The organism is Bacillus sp. LNXM12-1 (assembly GCF_003004375.1).
Lineage (GTDB): Bacteria > Bacillota > Bacilli > Bacillales > Bacillaceae > Bacillus.
In genome coordinates this window covers 605,962-624,743 of record NZ_PVWX01000001.1, presented here as the reverse complement: position 1 = coordinate 624,743, position 18,782 = coordinate 605,962, and the positions used below count along the sequence as shown (strand labels likewise).

Sequence of the window (18,782 nt, the reverse complement as noted above, 5' to 3'; positions counted from 1 at the left end):
CCAATTGAAAAAGTATACAATGAACGAAATGGTGCAGATTACAAAACAAATGTTAAACGAACGTGGAGTGAAAATTGAAGATATTGCACATATTGTGCTAAAGCTTCAAGAAAAATATCATCCAAACCTTCCACTTAGTGTCTGTATTGAAAATGTTGAAAAAGTGTTGAATAAAAGGGAAATTGTCCATGCGGTTTTAACAGGACTTGCCCTTGATCAGCTGGCTGAAAAAAAGCTATTGCCAGAACCATTGCAGCACTTAGTTGAAACAGACGAGCCGCTATATGGTATTGATGAAATTATTCCGCTTTCCATTGTCAATGTATATGGATCAATCGGTTTGACAAACTTCGGTTATTTAGATAAAGAGAAATTCGGTATTATTCGAGAATTAGATGAAGGTCGTCCAGGTGAAGTGCATACCTTCCTTGATGACCTTGTCGCCGCGCTTGCCGCAGCAGCAGCTAGCCGTATTGCTCACTCACACCAAGATATTAAGGACGAAGAGCAGGATCGAGTGAATCAAGTATAAAAAGAAAAACATGTCTGCTCATCATGCAGGCATGTTTTTTTGGTTTAAACAAAAGCAGAAATAAGGTAAACTACAACAAGAACATAAATAAAGGATGAAAAAAATGAAACAATACAAAGAGTTATGCCGTCATGTATTACAGCACGGGGATGAAAAAGGTGACAGAACGGGAACAGGTACAATCAGCACGTTCGGTTACCAGATGAGATTTGATTTGCAGGAAGGATTTCCGCTTTTAACAACAAAGAAATTGCACCTGAAATCAATTATTCATGAGTTACTGTGGTTTTTAAAAGGTGATACAAATGTCAAATATCTTCAGGAAAATGGCGTCCGGATTTGGAACGAATGGGCAGATGAAAATGGCGAACTGGGCCGTGTGTACGGAGCGCAGTGGCGATCTTGGGCTAGTGGGGACGGTGAGACTGTGGATCAGATCACAAAGCTGATCCACGATATCGAGCATAATCCGAATTCAAGAAGACTGATCGTCAGCGCTTGGAACCCGGGTGAAATTGATCAAATGGCGCTGCCTCCATGTCATTGTCTGTTTCAATTTTACGTATCAAACGGGAAGCTTTCCTGCCAGCTTTATCAAAGATCGGCAGATATCTTTTTAGGCGTGCCATTTAATATTGCTTCATATGCCCTTCTCACGATGATGATTGCCAAAGTTACACATCTTGAGCCAGGAGAGTTTGTTCATACGCTAGGAGATGCTCATATTTATCAGAATCATCTTCCGCAGGTGAAAATGCAGCTAGAGCGCGAGGAACGCACGCTTCCGCAGCTTCGCATTACAAGAGATGTGAAGAGCATTTTTGATTTCACGTTCGATGATTTTGTGCTTGAGAACTATGACCCGCATCCGCATATCAAAGGAGAAGTCAGTGTATGATTTCGATGATTGTGGCGACAGGAAAAGACAGAGTCATTGGTCAAGATAATCAAATGCCTTGGCATTTACCAGCTGATTTAGCGTATTTTAAGAAAGTCACAGGCGGGCATACGATTGTCATGGGCAGAAAAACGTTTGAATCAATTGGAAGAGCGCTGCCTAACCGCCGAAATATCGTTTTGACGACAAGTTCTTCTTTTGAAGCAGAAGGATGCGAGGTTGTCCATTCCATTGCTGATATTTTGGCAATCGGGGAGAACGAGACAGAGTTATTTATCATCGGCGGGTCTAAGCTGTATGAAGAAATGATGCCATATGCGGATCGTCTATATATCACGCATATTCACCATGCGTTTGAAGGAGACCGCTACTTTCCTGATTACAATGAAAACGAATGGACGGTTGTATCACGCGAAAAAGGCCATCGTGACGAAAAGAACCCCTACAATTATGAATTTGTCGTATATGACAAAAAAGGATAAATGAGTAGGAGGAGTACGGTTGTTTCGTTATTGGTTTTTAACGATTTATGTTGCCCTATCCTTTTTTAAAAGTATGAGGCATTTGCATGCTCATGAATTAACTGATCCGCGCATTTCCTATACGAAACGAATGCATCTCATTCATGAGCATGCAAAAAGGTTTGCCCGGGGCTGTATTGATCAGTCAGGATCAGTCATGACCATTCACCAGCAAAAGAAGCTGCCAGATGGACCCGTTATTTATATCACACAGGCACTGAATCCAGTCACGACGACATTATTGATTGGTCACCTTGAGAAGCCATTTGCTTTCATGGCAAAGCCGAATCTTTTTCGATATCCCATTTTAAAACAATGGCTGAAGAAGATGGCGGTTATTCATCAGAATCAATCTGATGATGCCTTATTAGAAGAAGCAAAGGAAAGAATCTTATCTGGGCAGAGTGTATTGCTTCCAGAAGCAAAGCGTCACATGGCAGAGGCACTTGCTGAAGATTGTGATTGTCCGCTTGTACCGATTGAAACAAGTGGAACGGATCGTCTATTAACTGGGAAGATCGTCAAAAGGCTTCGCCCTGTTAATGTTGATATTCATATTAAAGCACCTGTCATGATGAGTGATTACGCCCAAAAGCGCGCATAGAAAAACCAGCATCCGAAAGTGGATGCTGGTTTTTTTCATGCAGCAGGAATGTTCACACAATAGAAGAGAATGCAGAAGAACATCGATGCACTGCCGCCGAGTACAAAGCTGTGCCAAATGGCATGATGATAGGGAATTTTCCGCCAAATATAAAAGATGGTTCCGACTGAATACAATAGACCGCCTAACAGTAAGAGGCCAAATCCTGCGCCCGTTAACCCAATGTAAAGTGGTTTGATGGCAATGATAATCATCCAGCCCATTAATAAATAAACAAGGGTGGACACAATGATAAACCGTTTGACGAAAAAGATTTTAAAGACAATTCCGCCAGCAGCGAGCGCCCATACAATCGCAAGAAGCGTATAGCCTAGTGCGCCTTTTAATGGTCCTAGTAAAAAGGGCGTATATGTACCAGCAATCAATACATAAATAGCCGAGTGGTCGAGGATTTCAAATACATCTTTTGTTTTTTTGTGCCGAATGCTATGAAGCAAGGTCGAGCTTAAATAGAGCAGCAGCATGGATAAGCCAAATATCGAAAAGCTGATGATGTCTGTGACAGTGCCGTATTGAACAGCGAATAAAACGAGAAAAACAATGGCTGGTATGGATAAAATAACGCCAATGCCATGTGTAATGGCGTTTGCAATTTCTTCTTTTACAGTAAACAATGGATAGCCTCCTTTTATTGAACCGGTATATAACCATCAAGTGACTTCAGGAATGAAAGACCTTCAAGTGTAATCTTCGTGCCGGCCCTGCCTTTTCCTTTCGTCACGTAAGCTTTTTTCTCAAGATCATCTAATCGGCTCCTCACCTGCTGAGGGGTCAGCGGAATGTCGCCTTGTTTGCTTAATTCAGACAAGATGCGTCTGCTGGCTGCTTCTCCTTTCTCATTGAGAGATTTAATGGCTTCCAGCAGGAAAACAAACTCTTGTTTTTCCATTAGTGTGAGCTGGTGTTCTTCCTTTTTTCCTTTTACGTCCGGCGAAAGAGGTGTTAACACAAAAGGCGGTAAGTGGTGTAAAAAAACCGTTTGCCCCTCGAGAATGACTGCAGCATAATGAACGATATTTTTGAGTTCCTGTACGTTTCCTTCAAACGGATACTCCTGCAACGTTTCCCAAACACTTGGATCAATATCAGGCGTCATGCTCAGCTCCTGAAAGAAAGCAGTTGTTAACACAGGAATGTCTGTTTTTCGATCTGCTAATGACGGGAGGGGCAAATGGAAAACATTTAAGCGATAAAACAGCTCAGGTAAAAAGGTAGATGACACCCTCAATGCCTCTATTGATAAAGACGAAGTGGCAATGACTTTTGTTGCAGGAGAGGTTTCTAGAAAACGAATGACCTGATGCTGCATAGGAATATTTAATGCGGCGATTTCGTCTAAATAAAGAATTTGACTGGTCTTTTCCGTGAAGGCTTTCTGTAAGGTATCTTCATCTAAGATGGGGCAATATAGATGTGTCAGTGAAGCGTTTGTAGCAGCTGCATTTGCAATTTCCTGGGCAAATAGTGTTTTGCCTGTGCCAATTTCTCCTGTTATCAAGACCGGCTGCTCGTGTTTTGTGAATTGCTTTGCCAGATGAATGGCACGCTTAATTTCTTGATGCTCTCCATATATAGACGTAAACGAATGTGTGGTCATCGGGTGATTCCTTTCTTTGTGGTTCTAATTGGTTCAATTGTAACACCCAATAAAACCAAATGTACAGAAAAACGAAAAAGTTTATGAAATTTATGCTTGATCCATGATCTATTGGTTTATTTTTTGAATATTCATGTTATAATGACAAATTAAATAAGGTTAAAGAGAAAGGATCTTGTACATGAAACCGTTGCTCAAAGAAAACACGCTAATTCAAGTGAAAGACATTTTAAAGGCCCATCAAAATTTGAAGGATGTAGTGATTCATACACCTCTTCAAAAAAATGAGCGACTTTCTGAACGATATGAATGTAATGTCTACTTAAAAAGAGAGGATCTTCAAGTAGTTCGTTCCTTTAAATTAAGAGGCGCTTTTAATAAAATGAGCCAGCTTCCAAAAGATAAACTAGAAAACGGCATTGTCTGTGCAAGTGCAGGAAATCACGCGCAGGGTGTTGCATATTCTTGTAAATATTTAGGGATCCACGGGAAAATCTTTATGCCTGCCACGACACCAAGACAAAAAGTATCTCAAGTCGAGCTTTTTGGAAAAGAATATGTTGAAATTATCTTAACCGGAGATACGTTTGATGATTCATATCATGAAGCAGTAAAATGCGGAGATGAAGAGAAGCGCGAGTTTATCCATCCGTTTGATGATTTGGATGTGATGGCAGGACAAGGAACGACTGCTGTAGAAATATTAAATGATATCGAAGTGGAGCCTCACTTTTTATTTGCAAGTGTTGGAGGCGGAGGTCTGTTATCTGGGGTTGGTACATATATCAAAAATATCGCCCCAGAAACCGAAATCATTGCAGTCGAACCACTTGGCGCAGCTTCACTCCATGCTTCCCATGAAAAGGGCGAGGTTGTGACACTTGATTCAATTGATAAGTTTGTAGACGGAGCAGCGGTTCAGCGGATTGGCGAAAAGACGTTTACATCGCTTCAGTCCGTTGTCGATAAAATCAGTCTTGTACCTGAAGGAAAAGTATGTACAACCATTTTAGAGCTGTATAATCAATGTGCGATTGTAGCAGAGCCGGCAGGCGCACTGTCGATCGCAGCGCTGGATGCCCATCGCGAGGAGATTAAAGGGAAAAATGTTGTCTGTATTGTCAGTGGAGGAAATAATGACATTGGCAGAATGCAGGAAATCAAAGAACGGTCGATGATCTATGAAGGGCTTCAACATTATTTCATTGTCAATTTTCCGCAAAGAGCAGGAGCGCTTCGGGAATTTTTAGATGAAGTATTAGGGCCAAATGATGATATTTCACGCTTTGAATATACGAAAAAGAATAACCGAAGCAAAGGCCCCGCGCTTGTTGGCATCGAATTGAAAGAAAGAGATGACTATGCGGCGCTGATTGAACGGATGAATAAAAAAGGATTCCATTATGTTGAAGTGAATAAAGATCAAGATTTATTCCACCTATTTATTTAGGCGTAACAGAACATTGGAAAAGAGGATTGATCGTTTGTGCTGCTCAAAACAATATGTTTTAGACGGATGGATGGAGCTCAGATCAAGGTAACAGAAGTCCCTGTACTAAAGGGAGATGAGACGTATGGTTTCATGCTCACCTTTAGACTTGAAGCTTTCTTGAAAAAAGTCTATGTATCTAAAGGAAAGAGAGCTGTGTACTCTTTCAGAGAGGATGTGAAACGTAACGTCAAGTGGAGCACATATGAGCAGATCTATCAGGAGCCTACACTGAAACACAATGCGTAAATAGAAATCTTTGTCAAGTGGAGTGAGCGGCCGTTTTGAAATGACAGCTGCTCAGCTTGGCAAGGATTTTTTTCATGAAAAGAAGAAAATGTGACAATTTCAAAAACGTCATGACAGTTGTTTTCAAGTATGCACGAAATAAGGTAATATCATAAGTAAAGACTAAGACAGCAAGGATGAGACGATAGTGAAACAAATTAAAATTGTAACAGATTCAACTGTGGACCTTCCGCAAGAAAAAATCAATGATCTTTCCATTCACGTGATTCCGCTCAATATCTCCATTTCTGGGGTTGATTATATTGACCGAGTGAATATACAGCCAGATGAATTTATTGAAAAAATGGAGGCCGCTGAGGAATTGCCGAAAACGTCTCAACCTGCGATCGGTCAATTCGTCGAATTATATGAAAAGCTCACGGCAGATGGAAGCGAAGTCATTAGTATCCATTTAACGGGTGGGATGAGTGGAACTGTTCAAACTGCTGAAAGCGCTTCGAAAATGGTAGACGGAAACATCACGGTGATTGATTCAAATTTTATTTCCTATGGATTAGGGTTTCAAGTCAGCAAAGCAGCAGAGCTTGCAAAAAATGGTGCAAGCCGTGAAGACATCATCAAAGAAATGGATAAAATCCGCCTTAAAACAAAGCTATTTGTCACAATCGATACATTAGAAAATCTCGTGAAAGGTGGAAGAATTGGAAGAGGAAAGGCGCTGATCGGCTCACTTCTTCACATCAAACCAATTGCCAGCTTAACAGACGGGGTATACACGCCGGAAGCGAATGTGAGAAGCTATTCTGCGCTTGTCCGCTATTTGACCAAACAGTATGTACAGGCCGTGAAAGGAAAAACAGTTCAAGCCATTGGGATAGCGCATGCAGATGCATTAGAACTCGCTGAAAAGCTCAAATCAGCACTGCTTGATCACACACCTGAAGCACTTGTTGACATCGCCTACACAACACCGATTATTTCGTGTCACACTGGAAAAGGCGCAATAGGCTTTACTTTTTATACCGATTGATTGAAAAAGGGGATGGACGTACCATGCTTAAAAAAAGGGGAGCCTCACTTGGTACGCTTATGATCATAAGCGTGCTTCTTTTAGTCTCATGTTCAAATGGACAAATCAAAGATGCGTTAAATTATCAAATACAGCCGTTTGAGTATGAAAATCAGGATGGTCAAAAGGTGTCATTGGATGATTTGAAGGGGAAAATATGGGTTGCAGATTTTATTTTCACAAGCTGTGAAACGATCTGTCCGCCGATGACTGCTCATATGACAGAGCTGCAAAAACGGTTAAAAGAAGAAAAGTTGGATGCGCATATCATTTCCTTTAGCGTGGACCCGGAGGTAGACTCACCGAACAAGCTAAAAGAATTTGCAAAAGCATATCCATTGTCCTTTAAAAATTGGGATTTTCTCACTGGCTATTCACAGTCTGCAATCGAAAAATTCGCAATGAAGAGCTTTAAAACCATTGTGAAGAAACCTGAAGATGAAGACCAAGTGATTCATCAGTCATTGTTTTTCCTAGTTGATCAAGAAGGGAAAGTGATGAAAAATTATGATGGTGTACAAAATACACCTTATGATGAAATTATCAAGGACATCAAAACGCTGAATCGAAGCTAGCATAAGGATGTTCAAATGAGCGAAAACATGATACACTTTTTTAATCAGAAAAAGGAGGGACATCATCGTTTGAAGGCTCGTTTGATTTTGATTGTGATGTCTCTAGCTTTTGTTCTTTCTGCATGTTCCGCGCAAGAGGCTGGCATAAAGGATAAACTAGAAGACACACAAGACGTAAAAGAACATATTACGATCGCAGCGGTTGGAGATTCCTTAACAGAAGGAATCGGAGATCAACATAAAAAAGGATATGCAGGCATGACCCGTGACAAGTTAGAAGCGGTGGACGGCGTGCAATCTGTCACATTAAAAAATTATGCCATTAAAGGCAGTAGAACGGTAGATTTATTAAAAAGATTAAAAGAAAAAAAGGTGCAAGACGGACTGAAAGACGCTGACTATATTTTCTTTACGATCGGCGGCAATGACTTAATGCATGTTGTCCATCAAAATGTGCTCAATTTGACGTTTGCTCCTTTTCAAAAAGAGCAGGGTCCTTTTGAGGAGCGCTTTAAAACCATTCTTGCTCAATTGAGAAAGCACAATGATCATGCGAAGATCATGTATGTCAGCATGTACAATCCCTTTAAGTTCAGTTTGTCTGAGCTGCGAGATATTGATGAAGTCGTCAAAGATTGGAATGCCGCTGCCAAAAAGGAACTGAAAAAAGACGGCAACGCTGATATGATCAATGTAGCAGATTTATTTGAGGAAGATTCTGATGAAAAATTACTGGCAGATGATGATTTCCACCCAAACCAAAAGGGGTACTCTCTTATGGCAAATCGTTTATTCTCCAAAGTGAAAAAAGAAGGACTGCCGAAGGAATAGGGTGAACGTATGAAAAAGTGGAAAAGCTTATTTTTTATTTTACTTGCAATCAATCTATTGATTGTTCTTGCCTGCGGTATTTTGATGATGCTGCCAGGCGGTCAATCCGCTTCAACTAAAGAATTAAAAAGCGAGTATTCTTTTAATATATCTAGCTCAAAGGAATCGCTCACCAGCTTTATCAATGATTACTTGAAAAATCAAGGATCAAGTGATATGCCAGACTTTCATGTGGCGATCGATCAAGATGTGAAAGTAACAGGCGCAATTAAAGCTTTCTCTTCGACTATTGATGCAAACGTCTCATTTACGCCAACTGTCGAAGATAATGGTGATGTGCTGTTGAAAGTGGATGGCCTTTCAATTGGACAATTGAGCATTCCGATTAGTTTTGTTTTAAGTTACATGGGCCAGTTCTATGAACTGCCAGAATTCGTTCATGTGAAACCGGATCAAAAAACGGTTGAAGTACGCCTTTCAGAAATGCCACTGACGAATGATATGTATGTGAAAGCAAACAAAATTGATCTAGAGAACGATGAAATTGAGTTCTCATATTATCATCCAAAGCAATAGAAAGTGAGTCAGGAGTGAAATCATGAAGCGAGTCTATCAATATTTTAGTTTACTGTCGCTTTTATTTGCTGCGTACTTTGGCATTACAGCTGCCACTGATTTAAGAGCAGAAAATATCGATCAGTTTTACTTAAATATTGCCTATTGTGCATTATTTCTAGGTATCATGATTCTTGCTTTTGATTTTCAAAAGCAAGAAAAAGCTGAAGATGTCTCGTAAAGAGCCTTTTCCATTGAGGAAAGGCTCTTTTTTATATTTGCTGAGACAAGACCACCTTCGCCATAAGCTCTGGCTCTCCGTTAGCAAAGCCATGAAGCAGAATGAGGTATGCGCGATTTGCTTGCAGATGAACTTTTGGGATATCAAGCAGTACACTTTGAGTACCGGCGGCTTTTAATTCAAAATGATATTTATTCGGGGAGAAATGATGAATGTGAGTGCTGTTTACATAATGAAGCTCCTTTGATAACACCCCTTGATCACGTTCATATATATCAATGGAAGGAAGGTCTGGAGACAGATGGACAAATGTAAGGGCTGACAGGTCCTCGTGTTGAATCACAGGGTCTTGCCGCTCTGTCAGCAGCGCAAAACCTGCATGAGCACCTGTGATACATAGGGTGTAAATCTCGCTACGTTTAATCATCATGCAAGAATGAAGAACTCTTTCTTTTGTGGCCAGCTTGAACACTTCTATCTCATAAATTCCCTCATCCCACTCCATATAAGCTGTCAAATGACTGTAAGGCATTTTTTTCAAGACCTCATTCCGATTCACATATACAGCGAGCTCACTAAGATCTGGTGCAGCGTGAAAGAGCCGAATAAAGGCTTTGGATGAAGGGCTGCTTTGAGGGTGCTCGAAGCCCGCAGCGAGTGGACGGTATGGAAAGTCATGATAAGAGAGCTGCTGCATGTCATCAATCCCTACTTTCTTATGCGATGGTGTTTTTTGTAGCGTATGCATGAAAAAGGCGATCTGTATAGGCAAAAGAAGCATAGAAAAAAGCCTGACGTTTTCCGTCAGGCCCGCAAGTTAAGAAGGAGAAGAATATTGATGATATTCAGCTAGCTTAATGAACGTTTTTTCATCCTCAATTAAACCACAAACGCCGCACTGGACTTTTATTTGAGGACCTTGATAGCTCACGTGAAAAGGAGAAAGCTGCTCTCCTTCGTATCTTTCGACAACTGCTCCGGTCGCAGGATCCAGCTTCACAGGTTCTGAAAGCTGCTCAATCAGATTAAAGCGCGTTCTGTTTGTTTTACAGTTTGGACAAAGATAAGGGCTTGTCATGGTTCATTCCACCTCTTTTTATCCGTAGCATGTCCAGAGCGCTAAAATCTATGCTTAATCCTTTTGACTTTTATCCAGCTTTTTAAATAATTTGATCATTGTTTTCAGTTCTTCGTCGTCGAATGACTCAAATCGCTCCATAAAGTATTCTGTTTTCTTTTTCTCAAAATGCTCAGTAATTTCCTTACCCTTATCGGTTAAGTGGATTTTGATGATGCGGCGATCCTCTTTAGAACGGATACGGGTAATCCAGCCCTTTTCTACGAGTGTGTCGGTCACAGCTGTGATATGGCTTGCTGACACCCCTAGAATGGACGCAAATTCCGTTACTTTTTTTGCACCTTGCTCACGAAGCAGATTTAAAATGAGAAATTCATTCCGAGATAATTCGTTTTCGAGCAGGCTGTTAATCTCATAACGGATCTGCTTAAATACGGTTCTCAGTAAAGAATCCATTTCATACATCATTTGTTTTCTTTGTTCCAATCATTAAACCCCCATTATATTTTAAGATACGACAGAATGCTTTCTTTTATTTTAGGTATACAAGTCGTATCATTTTCATTATTTTTCATCATGTTATAATATGATGATACCATTTTTTAAATGAAGGGGGCACTAATATGTCTGAAAAACAAGAATTAGCCACATTTGCAGGAGGCTGCTTCTGGTGTATGGTTAAACCTTTTGATGAACAGCCGGGCATTATCAAAGTTGAATCAGGGTATACTGGCGGACATACAGTGAATCCGACCTATGAGGAAGTATGTACAAATACAACGGGACATAGAGAAGCGGTTCAAATCACGTTTGATCCAGACGTTTTCCCGTATGAAAAGCTATTAGAACTGTATTGGCAGCAAATAGACCCAACAGATGATGGAGGGCAATTTGGTGATAGAGGAGAGTCCTACCGCACAGGTATTTATGTTCATCATGACGAGCAGAGAAAGCTTGCAGAAGCATCGAAAGAGAAGCTGAACGAAAGCGGCACTTTCCAAAAGCCAATTGTGACAGAAATTTTAGATGCTGGTCCTTTTTATCCCGCAGAGGAATATCATCAGCATTATTATAAAAAGAACAAAATGCACTACGAACGATATCATGTCGGTTCGGGCAGAGCGGGTTTTATTGAGTCCCATTGGAGTGATAAATCATGACAAACGAAAAAGAAAAGCGTCTGAAAGAATTAAACCGAATGCAGTACGAAGTCACGCAAAATAATGGCACTGAGCCGCCATTTCAAAATGAATTCTGGGATCACAAAGAAGAAGGCATTTATGTGGATATCATTTCAGGCAAGCCGCTTTTTTCATCTTTAGATAAGTTTGATGCCCATTGCGGCTGGCCGAGTTTCACAAAGCCGCTTGAAGATGAGGAAGTAGCGGAGAAGGTGGATACGAGCCATGGGATGGTGCGGACAGAGGTGCGCAGCAAAACAGCTGATTCTCATCTAGGTCATGTCTTTCCTGATGGTCCAGGACCAAATGGTCTTCGGTATTGTATTAACTCAGCCGCTTTGAAGTTTATCCCAAAAGATGATCTTGAAAAAGAAGGCTATGGGGATTTGAAACATCTATTTGATTGATCTATTTAAAAATCGTCACATGGAAGGCATCTGCTTCCGTGTGACGATTTTTTATTTTTTATGATGCGTGTGATGTAATTGTTCAATGATGTGGAATAGCTTTTCTTTTGTAATGAGAGGCGCTTCATTTGATGTGTAATTGGTTAAGTCGACTTTTTGAAAGTCAGCGTGCAGTTGTGGTCTTGGTAAAATGGCATAAAATTGTTCATGCTCAAATAGTGCATCTGCTTCGTGCTGAAATGTGAGCTCTTCGTGAAGCTTTTCTCCAGGTCTTTTCCCAACAACGAGAATATCCGGGGGTGCGACATTGATTTGAGTGGCATATTCATGAAACGCTTTTAAGAGATCAGCAAGCTGTAATGACTCCATCTTGAGAATGAATGTTTCGCCGCCTTTCATCATGATGGCTGCTTGAAGTGTGAGGGAGACAGCTTCTTCGATGGACATAAAAAAACGTGTCATATTAGGGTCAGTTACGGTCAAAGGTTTTTCATTTAACAGCTGCTGGAGCATGATGGGAATGACTGAACCTCTTGATCCAAGCACATTGCCAAAACGCACAGAGCAAAACATCGTTTTTTGATTCGGAATACTTTCGTTTGCTTGGAAAAATAGTTTTTCTGAAATCAATTTTGTTGCACCCATGGCATTGGTCGGAGAAACTGCTTTGTCAGTTGAGATGTTGACAACATGACTGACTTCATGTTCGATTGCAGCCTCAATGACGTGCTGTCCGCCGATAATATTTGTTTGTACGGCTTCAAACGGATTGTCTTCACAAGTGGGTACTTGTTTTAAGGCGGCTGCATGAAAGATGATATCAACGCCTTTGACGAGCTGTCTCACGCGGCTTGCATCTCGTACATCTCCTAAAGCGAATGCAACTTCTGGATGATCTGCATACTCATTTTTCATCATGTATTGTTTGCTGTCATCTTTGCTGAAGACGATAATCTTCTTTGGAGAGCATGATGTTAATTTTTTCACAATTTGACGGCCGATCGAACCCGTACCGCCTGTGACTAATATCGTTTTGTCACGAAAAAAAGCCTTCAAACTCGTTTCTATCTTTTTGGACATATCTAATCCCCCAACTCTCATTTCTCTACTTTGCATCATATGTGAAAGAGCGGTATCCGTTTGAGGAAAAGAACCACTTTCTATATAAATTAGGTGAACAAATTATAACCATCTGCTTGACGTCTTAATAGAATATGGAGAGATAAGAGAACAAGTAGAAAAACGAGAGACCTGAACACTTCAGTACTGCGATCAGCTCGGTGAAAATGAAGAGAGCTTTGCGCGAGGGGAGAAGGGAATACATGTATAGGGGAAATCGTATTTTAGCCTTGATACCAGCTTTTAGAAGCAGGCGCGATCAGCATGATGAACACATTCGCGTATTGGCGGAGCGGCCGCTCATCTATTGGACCATTCAGCCGTTACTGCAAATGATTGAATTAGATGAAGTCATCGTCTCTACAGAGGATGTCAATACTCAAATCATTTCTTCTCACTACGGAGCCCATGTGATTGAACTGCCAGACACGCATGTAACGGAACAAACACCGTCACTCATAGCTGTGAAGCATGCGCTTGCTTATTTAGAGCGTGAGGGGAAGACCTTTGATATTGTTCTATATTTACATCCATCGTCTCCTTTAAGAGAGCCGGAAGATATTGAGAAGTGCTTGCAGCTTTTAGTAGAAGGGGGTTATGACTGCATGGCATCTTTTACAGAGGCGCTAGAAAACCCAAATGAAACATGGACACTGCATGAGAATAATGAAGCAACTTTATATAAGGACAATCATTACTTTTTCATGCCAAAGCATGAGCAGCCATATACGTATGGCCGTTTAAATGGAGCAGTGTATGCTTTTCATGTTCCATATGCAAAAGAATGCATTCATTCCTTTTTAGAAGGATCTGTTGGAGCGTATATCATGGATCGCCAAAAATCACTCGTGGTGAAACAGGAGGAAGACCTTGAGAAAGCGGAGAAAGTCTTATTGGCTCGCCGAGATGCGGAGGGTTATGCATAAGATGAATTTCAACGAGAAAAGCGCCCGGTCATAGGGCGCTTTTTACGATCTCATAAAGCCTGTGTGGAAATGTCTCAAATGTATTCCAGGAAACGACTTGTTCGTAATTGTTTCGTGCGATCGCTTTTCTTTTCTCGGGATTTGATCCATAATATTCAACCTGTTCCAGCAAATCGTCCTCATCTTTATAAAAAACGAAGCTTGAAAAAGCTTGCGGCGGTTGTAGATCCGTCAATTGAAAGCTTCCAGCTGCAGCGATATCAAACGCTCTGTTGTTCAGGCTTACATTTTGAATCATGGCTTTGTTTTTATTATAGGCAAACTGAGCCGGCCTGTGCGGGTTCAGAACAATCGCTGATTGCTGATAGATGTCCGCCATTTGCTGAGGGCTCAGCCAATTGGTCACTAGTGTGAGATCTCGATAATGTCTTCGTGATTTATTTAAATGACGATGCCATTCCTTACCTGCAACGAGAATCCGCCATTTGTTCTGTTGTAAGAGTGTATCAATGGCGATGATGCGATTGGGGTAAGGGTAGCCGGCGAGTGCAATGTCATAGTTGCACATCTCTTCAGGCGATTGTTTTTTTTGAAAAACACGTGTATTTGCCGGAATGGGAAAGTAGTGGGTGTGACCTATGCCCAATTGTTTGTAAAATGGCAAAGCTCCTTCATCAATCGTTAATATGAGCCGCGCATCACGCGTGCAAGCAGCTGACACATCTGTATAAAAGGGATCTTCTGTCATCCACAAAACGATCGGGATCTTTTCTTGTTTGAATTGATGAAGCACTTCGCTCGGAACATGATCACCGATCATCATCAAAACAAAATCCGGAGAAAATGTCCGGATTTTGTGCATGTGAGCGGGTAGAGATTCTCGATCAATTTTCACACATGAAAAGGGGGAATCAATGAAGCTCTCTTCTACCCATTGATCAAACATGTGATAGATTCCGCCGTAGCCAGAGCTGATATAAAGAAGCTTCATGATGACCCTCTCACATTAAGATGTGAACGTAACACTTTCAACTTTATCTACATCTAATAAAGTCGTTGCAGAGCCTGTTGGTGTGACTGAGCTTTCTTGTGTAACAAATACAACACCCGTTAAAGCATTGAATGCTACGAATTGAACTGGCCCGATTAAGTCTCCTGAGTCAGTGACAATGCTGATGACGGTTCCTGGTGCAAGTCTTGCAAAAATCCATCTTGCTGGCTGAGATACATCGAGTGTTGTAGCAGAATCTGAAGGTGATGCCTCAGCTGCCACTTCACTTAATAAATCGTTCAATTTTTCTTCCATTTGAACTCCTCCTTCTTCAAGATTAACTGTTAATGCACGAGTAAGTGGTTTGAAAAACACTTTCAATAGTTCTTTTTTTAATTCGGCACGCTTGTCGCTCATTTTTTCCCCATCCTTTCTTCATCAATTCAAACTCACCCCTATGTATATGCCGTTCACTTTTTTTGGTATAAGCAGAACGCTGATTCCTTGTTCTTTTTTTCATTTAATTACTTCACACATTTTTAAAAATGTTTTCAAATGCTGAGGCTAAATGAAGTGATTCTCATACTCTAGTAAAGATTAAATGTGAAGAGAGAGGGATTATGAATGGAATTTGAACAATTATTAAATGGTTGGAACGAAGAGTTACTAGAAGCAGAAGGAGTACTTGAAGTCATCTTGATTTTACTTCTTCTTCGTCTTTTAGAAGAAAGTGAGGAAGAGAGTGTGTCAGACATCAAAGAATTACTTCGTCCATGGCTTGAGCTTGGCATTCCGCTGCCACGTGTTCATTTAGTCAATGGAGAGGTCCTTCAAAACGTAGTTGTTGTGCAGCTCTTTGATACAGTAGCGGTCTTTAAAAACGTGACAAATCAGCTAAGAGTGAATGTTCCTTACGTGAACATTGTCAGCTGGGGGGCTTTTTAATCTAATTAAAAAGGATAATGATCATGAAAGTATCGGTAATTTTAACAAGCTACAATAAACCTGATTTCATTGATCGTGTGCTAAAGAGTATGGTGGAACAAACGTATTCAAATTGGGAGCTTCTGATTATGGATGATGGCTCAGAACAAGGCACCCTCCAAAAGATCCAGCCCTATTTAGACGATGAACGCATTCATCTGTATTCACGCACGGTTCATCCTGCAAAACGGCTGTTAACCGTTCGGTATGCGACGCTTATTAATGAAGCGCTAACCCGTATAACAGGTCAGCTCATTTGTTATTTAACAGATGATACTGTGTATCATCAAGATCGTTTGCAGAAAATGGTGGATGTTTTTCAGTCGAATCCTCATATCGATATTGTGTATTCCTCGCAGCGGGTCGTGCATGTTGATAAGCATTTAGTTGAGACCATGAGCTTTGTCCGTGAAGCAGACCAAATCTTGGAGCATGCGTCCTTTCAAGTGGATCATTGTTCGGTCATGCACAGAAGGCGTTTGCTTCCGCTAATTCATGAAAAATACGGGCAATATTGGGATGATGAGCCGAAACACTGGCATCATGCAGATTCTGTTTTTTGGATGAGGCTGAATCAATTTGCCGCGTTTTTTCCATTAAGAGATGTACTTGATACAACGTATAAAACCCCTCATTCCTTTCATCATCTGTTTTCGAGTATGCCGTATGATCTCATTGACGGAACGGTGATTGAAAAGGAAGGGGATTACTACCAAATCGCAGGCGGCAATCTTCATGAAATTGAAAGGTGCTGGGTGAACGAAAAAAACAGGCGCGCGATTCGGGTGCCATCGTTATGTGCGATGAAATATGAGATGAAAGACATGCTGGCAGTACCAAATTATACAGTTGTCACGGCAGATCATGGGAAAACGTTCTATTATATTGAAGATCAGAAAAAAAGGCGATTTGCTGCAAAACGTGACGTGCAATATTTTCAGTTTCACCCTAAGGAGATCTATACGATTTCAAATGAACGGCTTCAGATGTTTGAAGATGGCGGCATGATTCAAGTTTCTCCAGTATTTAGTCCGCCAAACAGGCGGCTGTTTAAATGGAAACAAGATGTCTATTTACTGATGCACCATACCTTTTACCGTATTGATCCTGATGTCGTGAAGCGATTTGCTTTTTATCATCAGCCAATTAATTTATACCCTTCCCAATTTACGTTATTTCAAGAAGGAAAGCCGATAGTGCCGCTGTATATGGAATCGCTGCAAGAATTCGATATGTCTCTTTATCAAACATCAGGGCGAAAGCACTCCTCATAAGAGGGGTGCTTTTTTGGCGCTATAGACAAAAAAAGCAGGAAGTTGCAAGGAAAAAGCGAAACATGAAAGGACAGGAGAAGGTGTGATGAAGATGATCAAGCCGCTGAAAATCCGGCAATAGACGCCGGTTTTTTGGCACTGAAAGTGAGGGGGAAAGAATGGGGAAAGTTGTCGAAAGAGCGGATTGGTTTGAATTAATTTTAGAAGCCATTGATGAAGCCATTCATGTTGTAGATGATCAAGGCATGACGATCTTTTACAATCATAATGCCGCTAAGTTTGACTGTTTACAAAAAGAAGAGGTGATTGGCAAGTACATCCTTGAGGTGTATCCCTCTTTAACAGAAAAAACAAGTACGCTTATGCATGTTTTGAGAACTGGGAAGCCCATTTATCATTCGCTGCAAACCTATTTGAATAAAAACGGAGAAAGAATTGAAACCGTCAACACGACATTGCCCATTATTGAAGAAAGCAAGTTAATAGGCGCGGTCGAAGTCGCAAAAGATGTATCGAAGCTGTCAGCCCTTTCAAATCGTTTAGATCAGAAAAAACGGATACACGATGTGGCTGGGGCAGAACAAATGCATGATTTTGCTTCATTTTTAACAAATGATCCGTTCTTAAAAGAAATGCTTGAAAAGGCAAAAAAAGCAGCTGCTTATCCGTCATCAGTTGTTGTCTACGGGGAAACAGGGACAGGGAAAGAAGTGCTCGTTCAAGCCATTGTTCATGAATCTGACCGGAAAAACCAAGTGTTCATTCCGCAAAACTGTGCAGCACTTCCAGAATCGCTACTTGAGAGCCTATTATTCGGATCTGTCAAAGGGAGCTATACGGGCGCAATTGATCGCAAGGGGCTCTTTGAATTGGCTGATGGAGGCACGCTTTTTCTTGATGAACTGCAAGCGATGCCGCTCACGCTGCAGACGAAATTATTACGCGTGTTAGAGGATGGTGTTGTGCGCCGCATTGGGGATGCAAAAGCGATTCAAGTGGATGTAAGACTCATTACTGCACTCAATATGGACCCATTTGAAGCAGTGAAAAAGCAAATTTTAAGAGAAGACTTATTTTATAGACTGCATGTGTCATCTTTTCATATCCCGCCGCTTCGTGAGAGAAAGCAAGACATCCCGCTGCTTTCCCGCCATTTCATTCAAACCTATCATCAGCAGTTTTCAAAAAACGTCAAACGCCTTTCTGAAGAAACGGAACAATTGTTTATGGCTCACCACTGGCCGGGAAACGTTCGAGAATTAAAACATACCATTGAGCATGCCGTATTGATGATGCCAAAGGAAGCGGAAGACATCACACCTTCATACCTTCCTGCTCATTTACGTACGCAGAAGCTCGAGGAAGAAACACCCGACGCCTCCTTAAAAAGTCAGGTTTCTTCATTTGAACAAACTTTGATTCAAGAAGCTTTAAATCAGCATCATGGCAATATTAAAAAAACCGCCGCAGCCTTAAAAATCCCTCGACAAACGCTGCAGTATAAACTGAAGAAATATGCAGATGCCGAAAAATAGGCACCACCATCCATTGAATATCACGGGTAAAGCTCCTTTTGTAAAGAATAGGGGCATTTTCCCATG

General features: G+C 41.0%; 25 protein-coding genes. 17 read left to right on the top strand and 8 right to left on the bottom strand.

Annotation, left to right across the window (positions count from 1 at the left end):
- The first annotated feature begins 4 nt into the window (after positions 1 to 4).
- The 4 genes from C6Y07_RS03160 to C6Y07_RS03145 all read left to right on the top strand — a co-directional run bounded on the left by C6Y07_RS03160 (position 5) and on the right by C6Y07_RS03145 (position 2,555).
- Positions 5 to 532: a phosphatidylglycerophosphatase A family protein gene (locus tag C6Y07_RS03160; protein ID WP_034660983.1), complete on the top strand. Its 528-nt coding sequence runs from the start codon at positions 5 to 7 to the stop codon at positions 530 to 532.
- Between the two features lie 103 nt (positions 533 to 635).
- Complete coding sequence (locus C6Y07_RS03155) at positions 636 to 1,430, top strand: thymidylate synthase (protein ID WP_066030754.1); 795 nt, start codon at positions 636 to 638, stop codon at positions 1,428 to 1,430.
- Positions 1,427 to 1,912: a type 3 dihydrofolate reductase gene (gene folA, locus C6Y07_RS03150; protein ID WP_060596580.1), complete on the top strand. Its 486-nt coding sequence runs from the start codon at positions 1,427 to 1,429 to the stop codon at positions 1,910 to 1,912. Before C6Y07_RS03155 ends, folA begins: the two co-directional genes overlap by 4 nt.
- A gap of 19 nt (positions 1,913 to 1,931) precedes the next feature.
- A complete protein-coding gene (locus C6Y07_RS03145; RefSeq protein WP_060596578.1) occupies positions 1,932 to 2,555 on the top strand; it encodes a lysophospholipid acyltransferase family protein in 624 nt (207 codons plus the stop codon).
- Between the two features lie 35 nt (positions 2,556 to 2,590).
- On the opposite strand, the gene trhA is transcribed toward C6Y07_RS03145, so the two are convergent.
- Together trhA and C6Y07_RS03135 are read right to left on the bottom strand one after the other, a co-directional pair.
- Positions 2,591 to 3,229, bottom strand: a complete 639-nt coding sequence (gene trhA, locus C6Y07_RS03140; protein WP_060596575.1) for a PAQR family membrane homeostasis protein TrhA — start codon at positions 3,227 to 3,229, stop codon at positions 2,591 to 2,593.
- 14 nt (positions 3,230 to 3,243) lie between these two features.
- On the bottom strand, positions 3,244 to 4,212 hold the full coding sequence (locus C6Y07_RS03135) for a sigma 54-interacting transcriptional regulator (RefSeq protein WP_106037322.1): 969 nt from the start codon (positions 4,210 to 4,212) through the stop codon (positions 3,244 to 3,246).
- A 181-nt stretch (positions 4,213 to 4,393) separates the two neighbouring features.
- Here C6Y07_RS03135 and ilvA point away from each other — a divergent pair, with 181 nt between their 5' ends.
- From ilvA to ypmT, 7 genes are all read left to right on the top strand, one after another.
- On the top strand, positions 4,394 to 5,662 hold the full coding sequence (ilvA, locus tag C6Y07_RS03130; protein ID WP_060596699.1) for a threonine ammonia-lyase IlvA: 1,269 nt from the start codon (positions 4,394 to 4,396) through the stop codon (positions 5,660 to 5,662).
- A 36-nt stretch (positions 5,663 to 5,698) separates the two neighbouring features.
- A complete protein-coding gene (locus C6Y07_RS03125; RefSeq protein WP_034660976.1) occupies positions 5,699 to 5,950 on the top strand; it encodes a YpmP family protein in 252 nt (83 codons plus the stop codon).
- A gap of 187 nt (positions 5,951 to 6,137) precedes the next feature.
- Positions 6,138 to 6,980, top strand: coding sequence for a DegV family protein (locus C6Y07_RS03120; protein WP_034660975.1), 843 nt, complete (start codon positions 6,138 to 6,140; stop codon positions 6,978 to 6,980).
- Positions 6,981 to 7,003: 23 nt separating this feature from the next.
- The gene (locus C6Y07_RS03115) at positions 7,004 to 7,594 is read left to right on the top strand and encodes an SCO family protein (protein WP_060596571.1); all 591 of its coding nucleotides are present in this window, start codon (positions 7,004 to 7,006) and stop codon (positions 7,592 to 7,594) included.
- A gap of 69 nt (positions 7,595 to 7,663) precedes the next feature.
- Positions 7,664 to 8,425, top strand: a complete 762-nt coding sequence (locus C6Y07_RS03110; protein WP_223250486.1) for an SGNH/GDSL hydrolase family protein — start codon at positions 7,664 to 7,666, stop codon at positions 8,423 to 8,425.
- A gap of 9 nt (positions 8,426 to 8,434) precedes the next feature.
- A complete protein-coding gene (locus C6Y07_RS03105; protein WP_034660973.1) occupies positions 8,435 to 9,001 on the top strand; it encodes a YpmS family protein in 567 nt (188 codons plus the stop codon).
- Positions 9,002 to 9,023: 22 nt separating this feature from the next.
- A complete protein-coding gene (ypmT, locus tag C6Y07_RS03100; protein WP_034660972.1) occupies positions 9,024 to 9,221 on the top strand; it encodes a protein YpmT in 198 nt (65 codons plus the stop codon).
- Positions 9,222 to 9,252: 31 nt separating this feature from the next.
- Here the strand turns inward: ypmT and C6Y07_RS03095 are convergent, their stop codons facing one another.
- The 3 genes from C6Y07_RS03095 to C6Y07_RS03085 form a co-directional block, all read right to left on the bottom strand.
- Positions 9,253 to 9,969 carry a DUF4397 domain-containing protein gene (locus tag C6Y07_RS03095; RefSeq protein WP_223251475.1) on the bottom strand — a complete coding sequence of 239 codons (717 nt, stop codon included), beginning with the start codon at positions 9,967 to 9,969 and terminating at the stop codon, positions 9,253 to 9,255.
- 69 nt (positions 9,970 to 10,038) lie between these two features.
- Positions 10,039 to 10,299, bottom strand: coding sequence for a hypothetical protein (locus C6Y07_RS03090; RefSeq protein WP_034660970.1), 261 nt, complete (start codon positions 10,297 to 10,299; stop codon positions 10,039 to 10,041).
- A gap of 54 nt (positions 10,300 to 10,353) precedes the next feature.
- Entirely contained in the window at positions 10,354 to 10,785 is a 432-nt protein-coding gene (locus C6Y07_RS03085; RefSeq protein ID WP_034660968.1) for a MarR family transcriptional regulator, read from the bottom strand.
- Positions 10,786 to 10,922: 137 nt separating this feature from the next.
- Between C6Y07_RS03085 and msrA the strand changes: the two genes are divergently transcribed.
- Both msrA and msrB read left to right on the top strand, forming a co-directional pair.
- Positions 10,923 to 11,459 (top strand): peptide-methionine (S)-S-oxide reductase MsrA, encoded by a 537-nt coding sequence (gene msrA / locus C6Y07_RS03080; protein ID WP_034660967.1) that lies wholly within the window; start codon positions 10,923 to 10,925, stop codon positions 11,457 to 11,459.
- The gene (gene msrB, locus C6Y07_RS03075; RefSeq protein WP_060596568.1) at positions 11,456 to 11,887 is read left to right on the top strand and encodes a peptide-methionine (R)-S-oxide reductase MsrB; all 432 of its coding nucleotides are present in this window, start codon (positions 11,456 to 11,458) and stop codon (positions 11,885 to 11,887) included. The genes msrA and msrB overlap by 4 nt, the downstream gene beginning before the upstream one ends.
- 51 nt (positions 11,888 to 11,938) lie before the next feature.
- On the opposite strand, the gene C6Y07_RS03070 is transcribed toward msrB, so the two are convergent.
- Positions 11,939 to 12,967, bottom strand: a complete 1,029-nt coding sequence (locus C6Y07_RS03070) for an SDR family NAD(P)-dependent oxidoreductase (protein ID WP_034660963.1) — start codon at positions 12,965 to 12,967, stop codon at positions 11,939 to 11,941.
- Between the two features lie 242 nt (positions 12,968 to 13,209).
- On the opposite strand from C6Y07_RS03070, the gene C6Y07_RS03065 reads away from it, so the two are divergent.
- Positions 13,210 to 13,932, top strand: coding sequence for an acylneuraminate cytidylyltransferase family protein (locus C6Y07_RS03065; protein WP_066030758.1), 723 nt, complete (start codon positions 13,210 to 13,212; stop codon positions 13,930 to 13,932).
- 28 nt (positions 13,933 to 13,960) lie between these two features.
- Here C6Y07_RS03065 and C6Y07_RS03060 read toward each other — a convergent pair whose 3' ends face one another.
- Together C6Y07_RS03060 and C6Y07_RS03055 are read right to left on the bottom strand one after the other, a co-directional pair.
- A complete protein-coding gene (locus C6Y07_RS03060) occupies positions 13,961 to 14,923 on the bottom strand; it encodes a CgeB family protein (RefSeq protein WP_060596564.1) in 963 nt (320 codons plus the stop codon).
- Between the two features lie 15 nt (positions 14,924 to 14,938).
- Positions 14,939 to 15,340 carry a hypothetical protein gene (locus C6Y07_RS03055; protein ID WP_034660958.1) on the bottom strand — a complete coding sequence of 134 codons (402 nt, stop codon included), beginning with the start codon at positions 15,338 to 15,340 and terminating at the stop codon, positions 14,939 to 14,941.
- Positions 15,341 to 15,547: 207 nt separating this feature from the next.
- Here C6Y07_RS03055 and cgeC point away from each other — a divergent pair, with 207 nt between their 5' ends.
- The 3 genes from cgeC to C6Y07_RS03040 all read left to right on the top strand — a co-directional run bounded on the left by cgeC (position 15,548) and on the right by C6Y07_RS03040 (position 18,716).
- Positions 15,548 to 15,868, top strand: a complete 321-nt coding sequence (gene cgeC, locus C6Y07_RS03050; protein WP_034660957.1) for a spore maturation protein CgeC — start codon at positions 15,548 to 15,550, stop codon at positions 15,866 to 15,868.
- Between the two features lie 17 nt (positions 15,869 to 15,885).
- Positions 15,886 to 17,181, top strand: a complete 1,296-nt coding sequence (locus tag C6Y07_RS03045) for a glycosyltransferase family 2 protein (RefSeq protein WP_106071655.1) — start codon at positions 15,886 to 15,888, stop codon at positions 17,179 to 17,181.
- Positions 17,182 to 17,339: 158 nt separating this feature from the next.
- Positions 17,340 to 18,716 carry a sigma-54 interaction domain-containing protein gene (locus C6Y07_RS03040; RefSeq protein WP_106047928.1) on the top strand — a complete coding sequence of 459 codons (1,377 nt, stop codon included), beginning with the start codon at positions 17,340 to 17,342 and terminating at the stop codon, positions 18,714 to 18,716.
- Positions 18,717 to 18,782 lie beyond the last annotated feature (66 nt).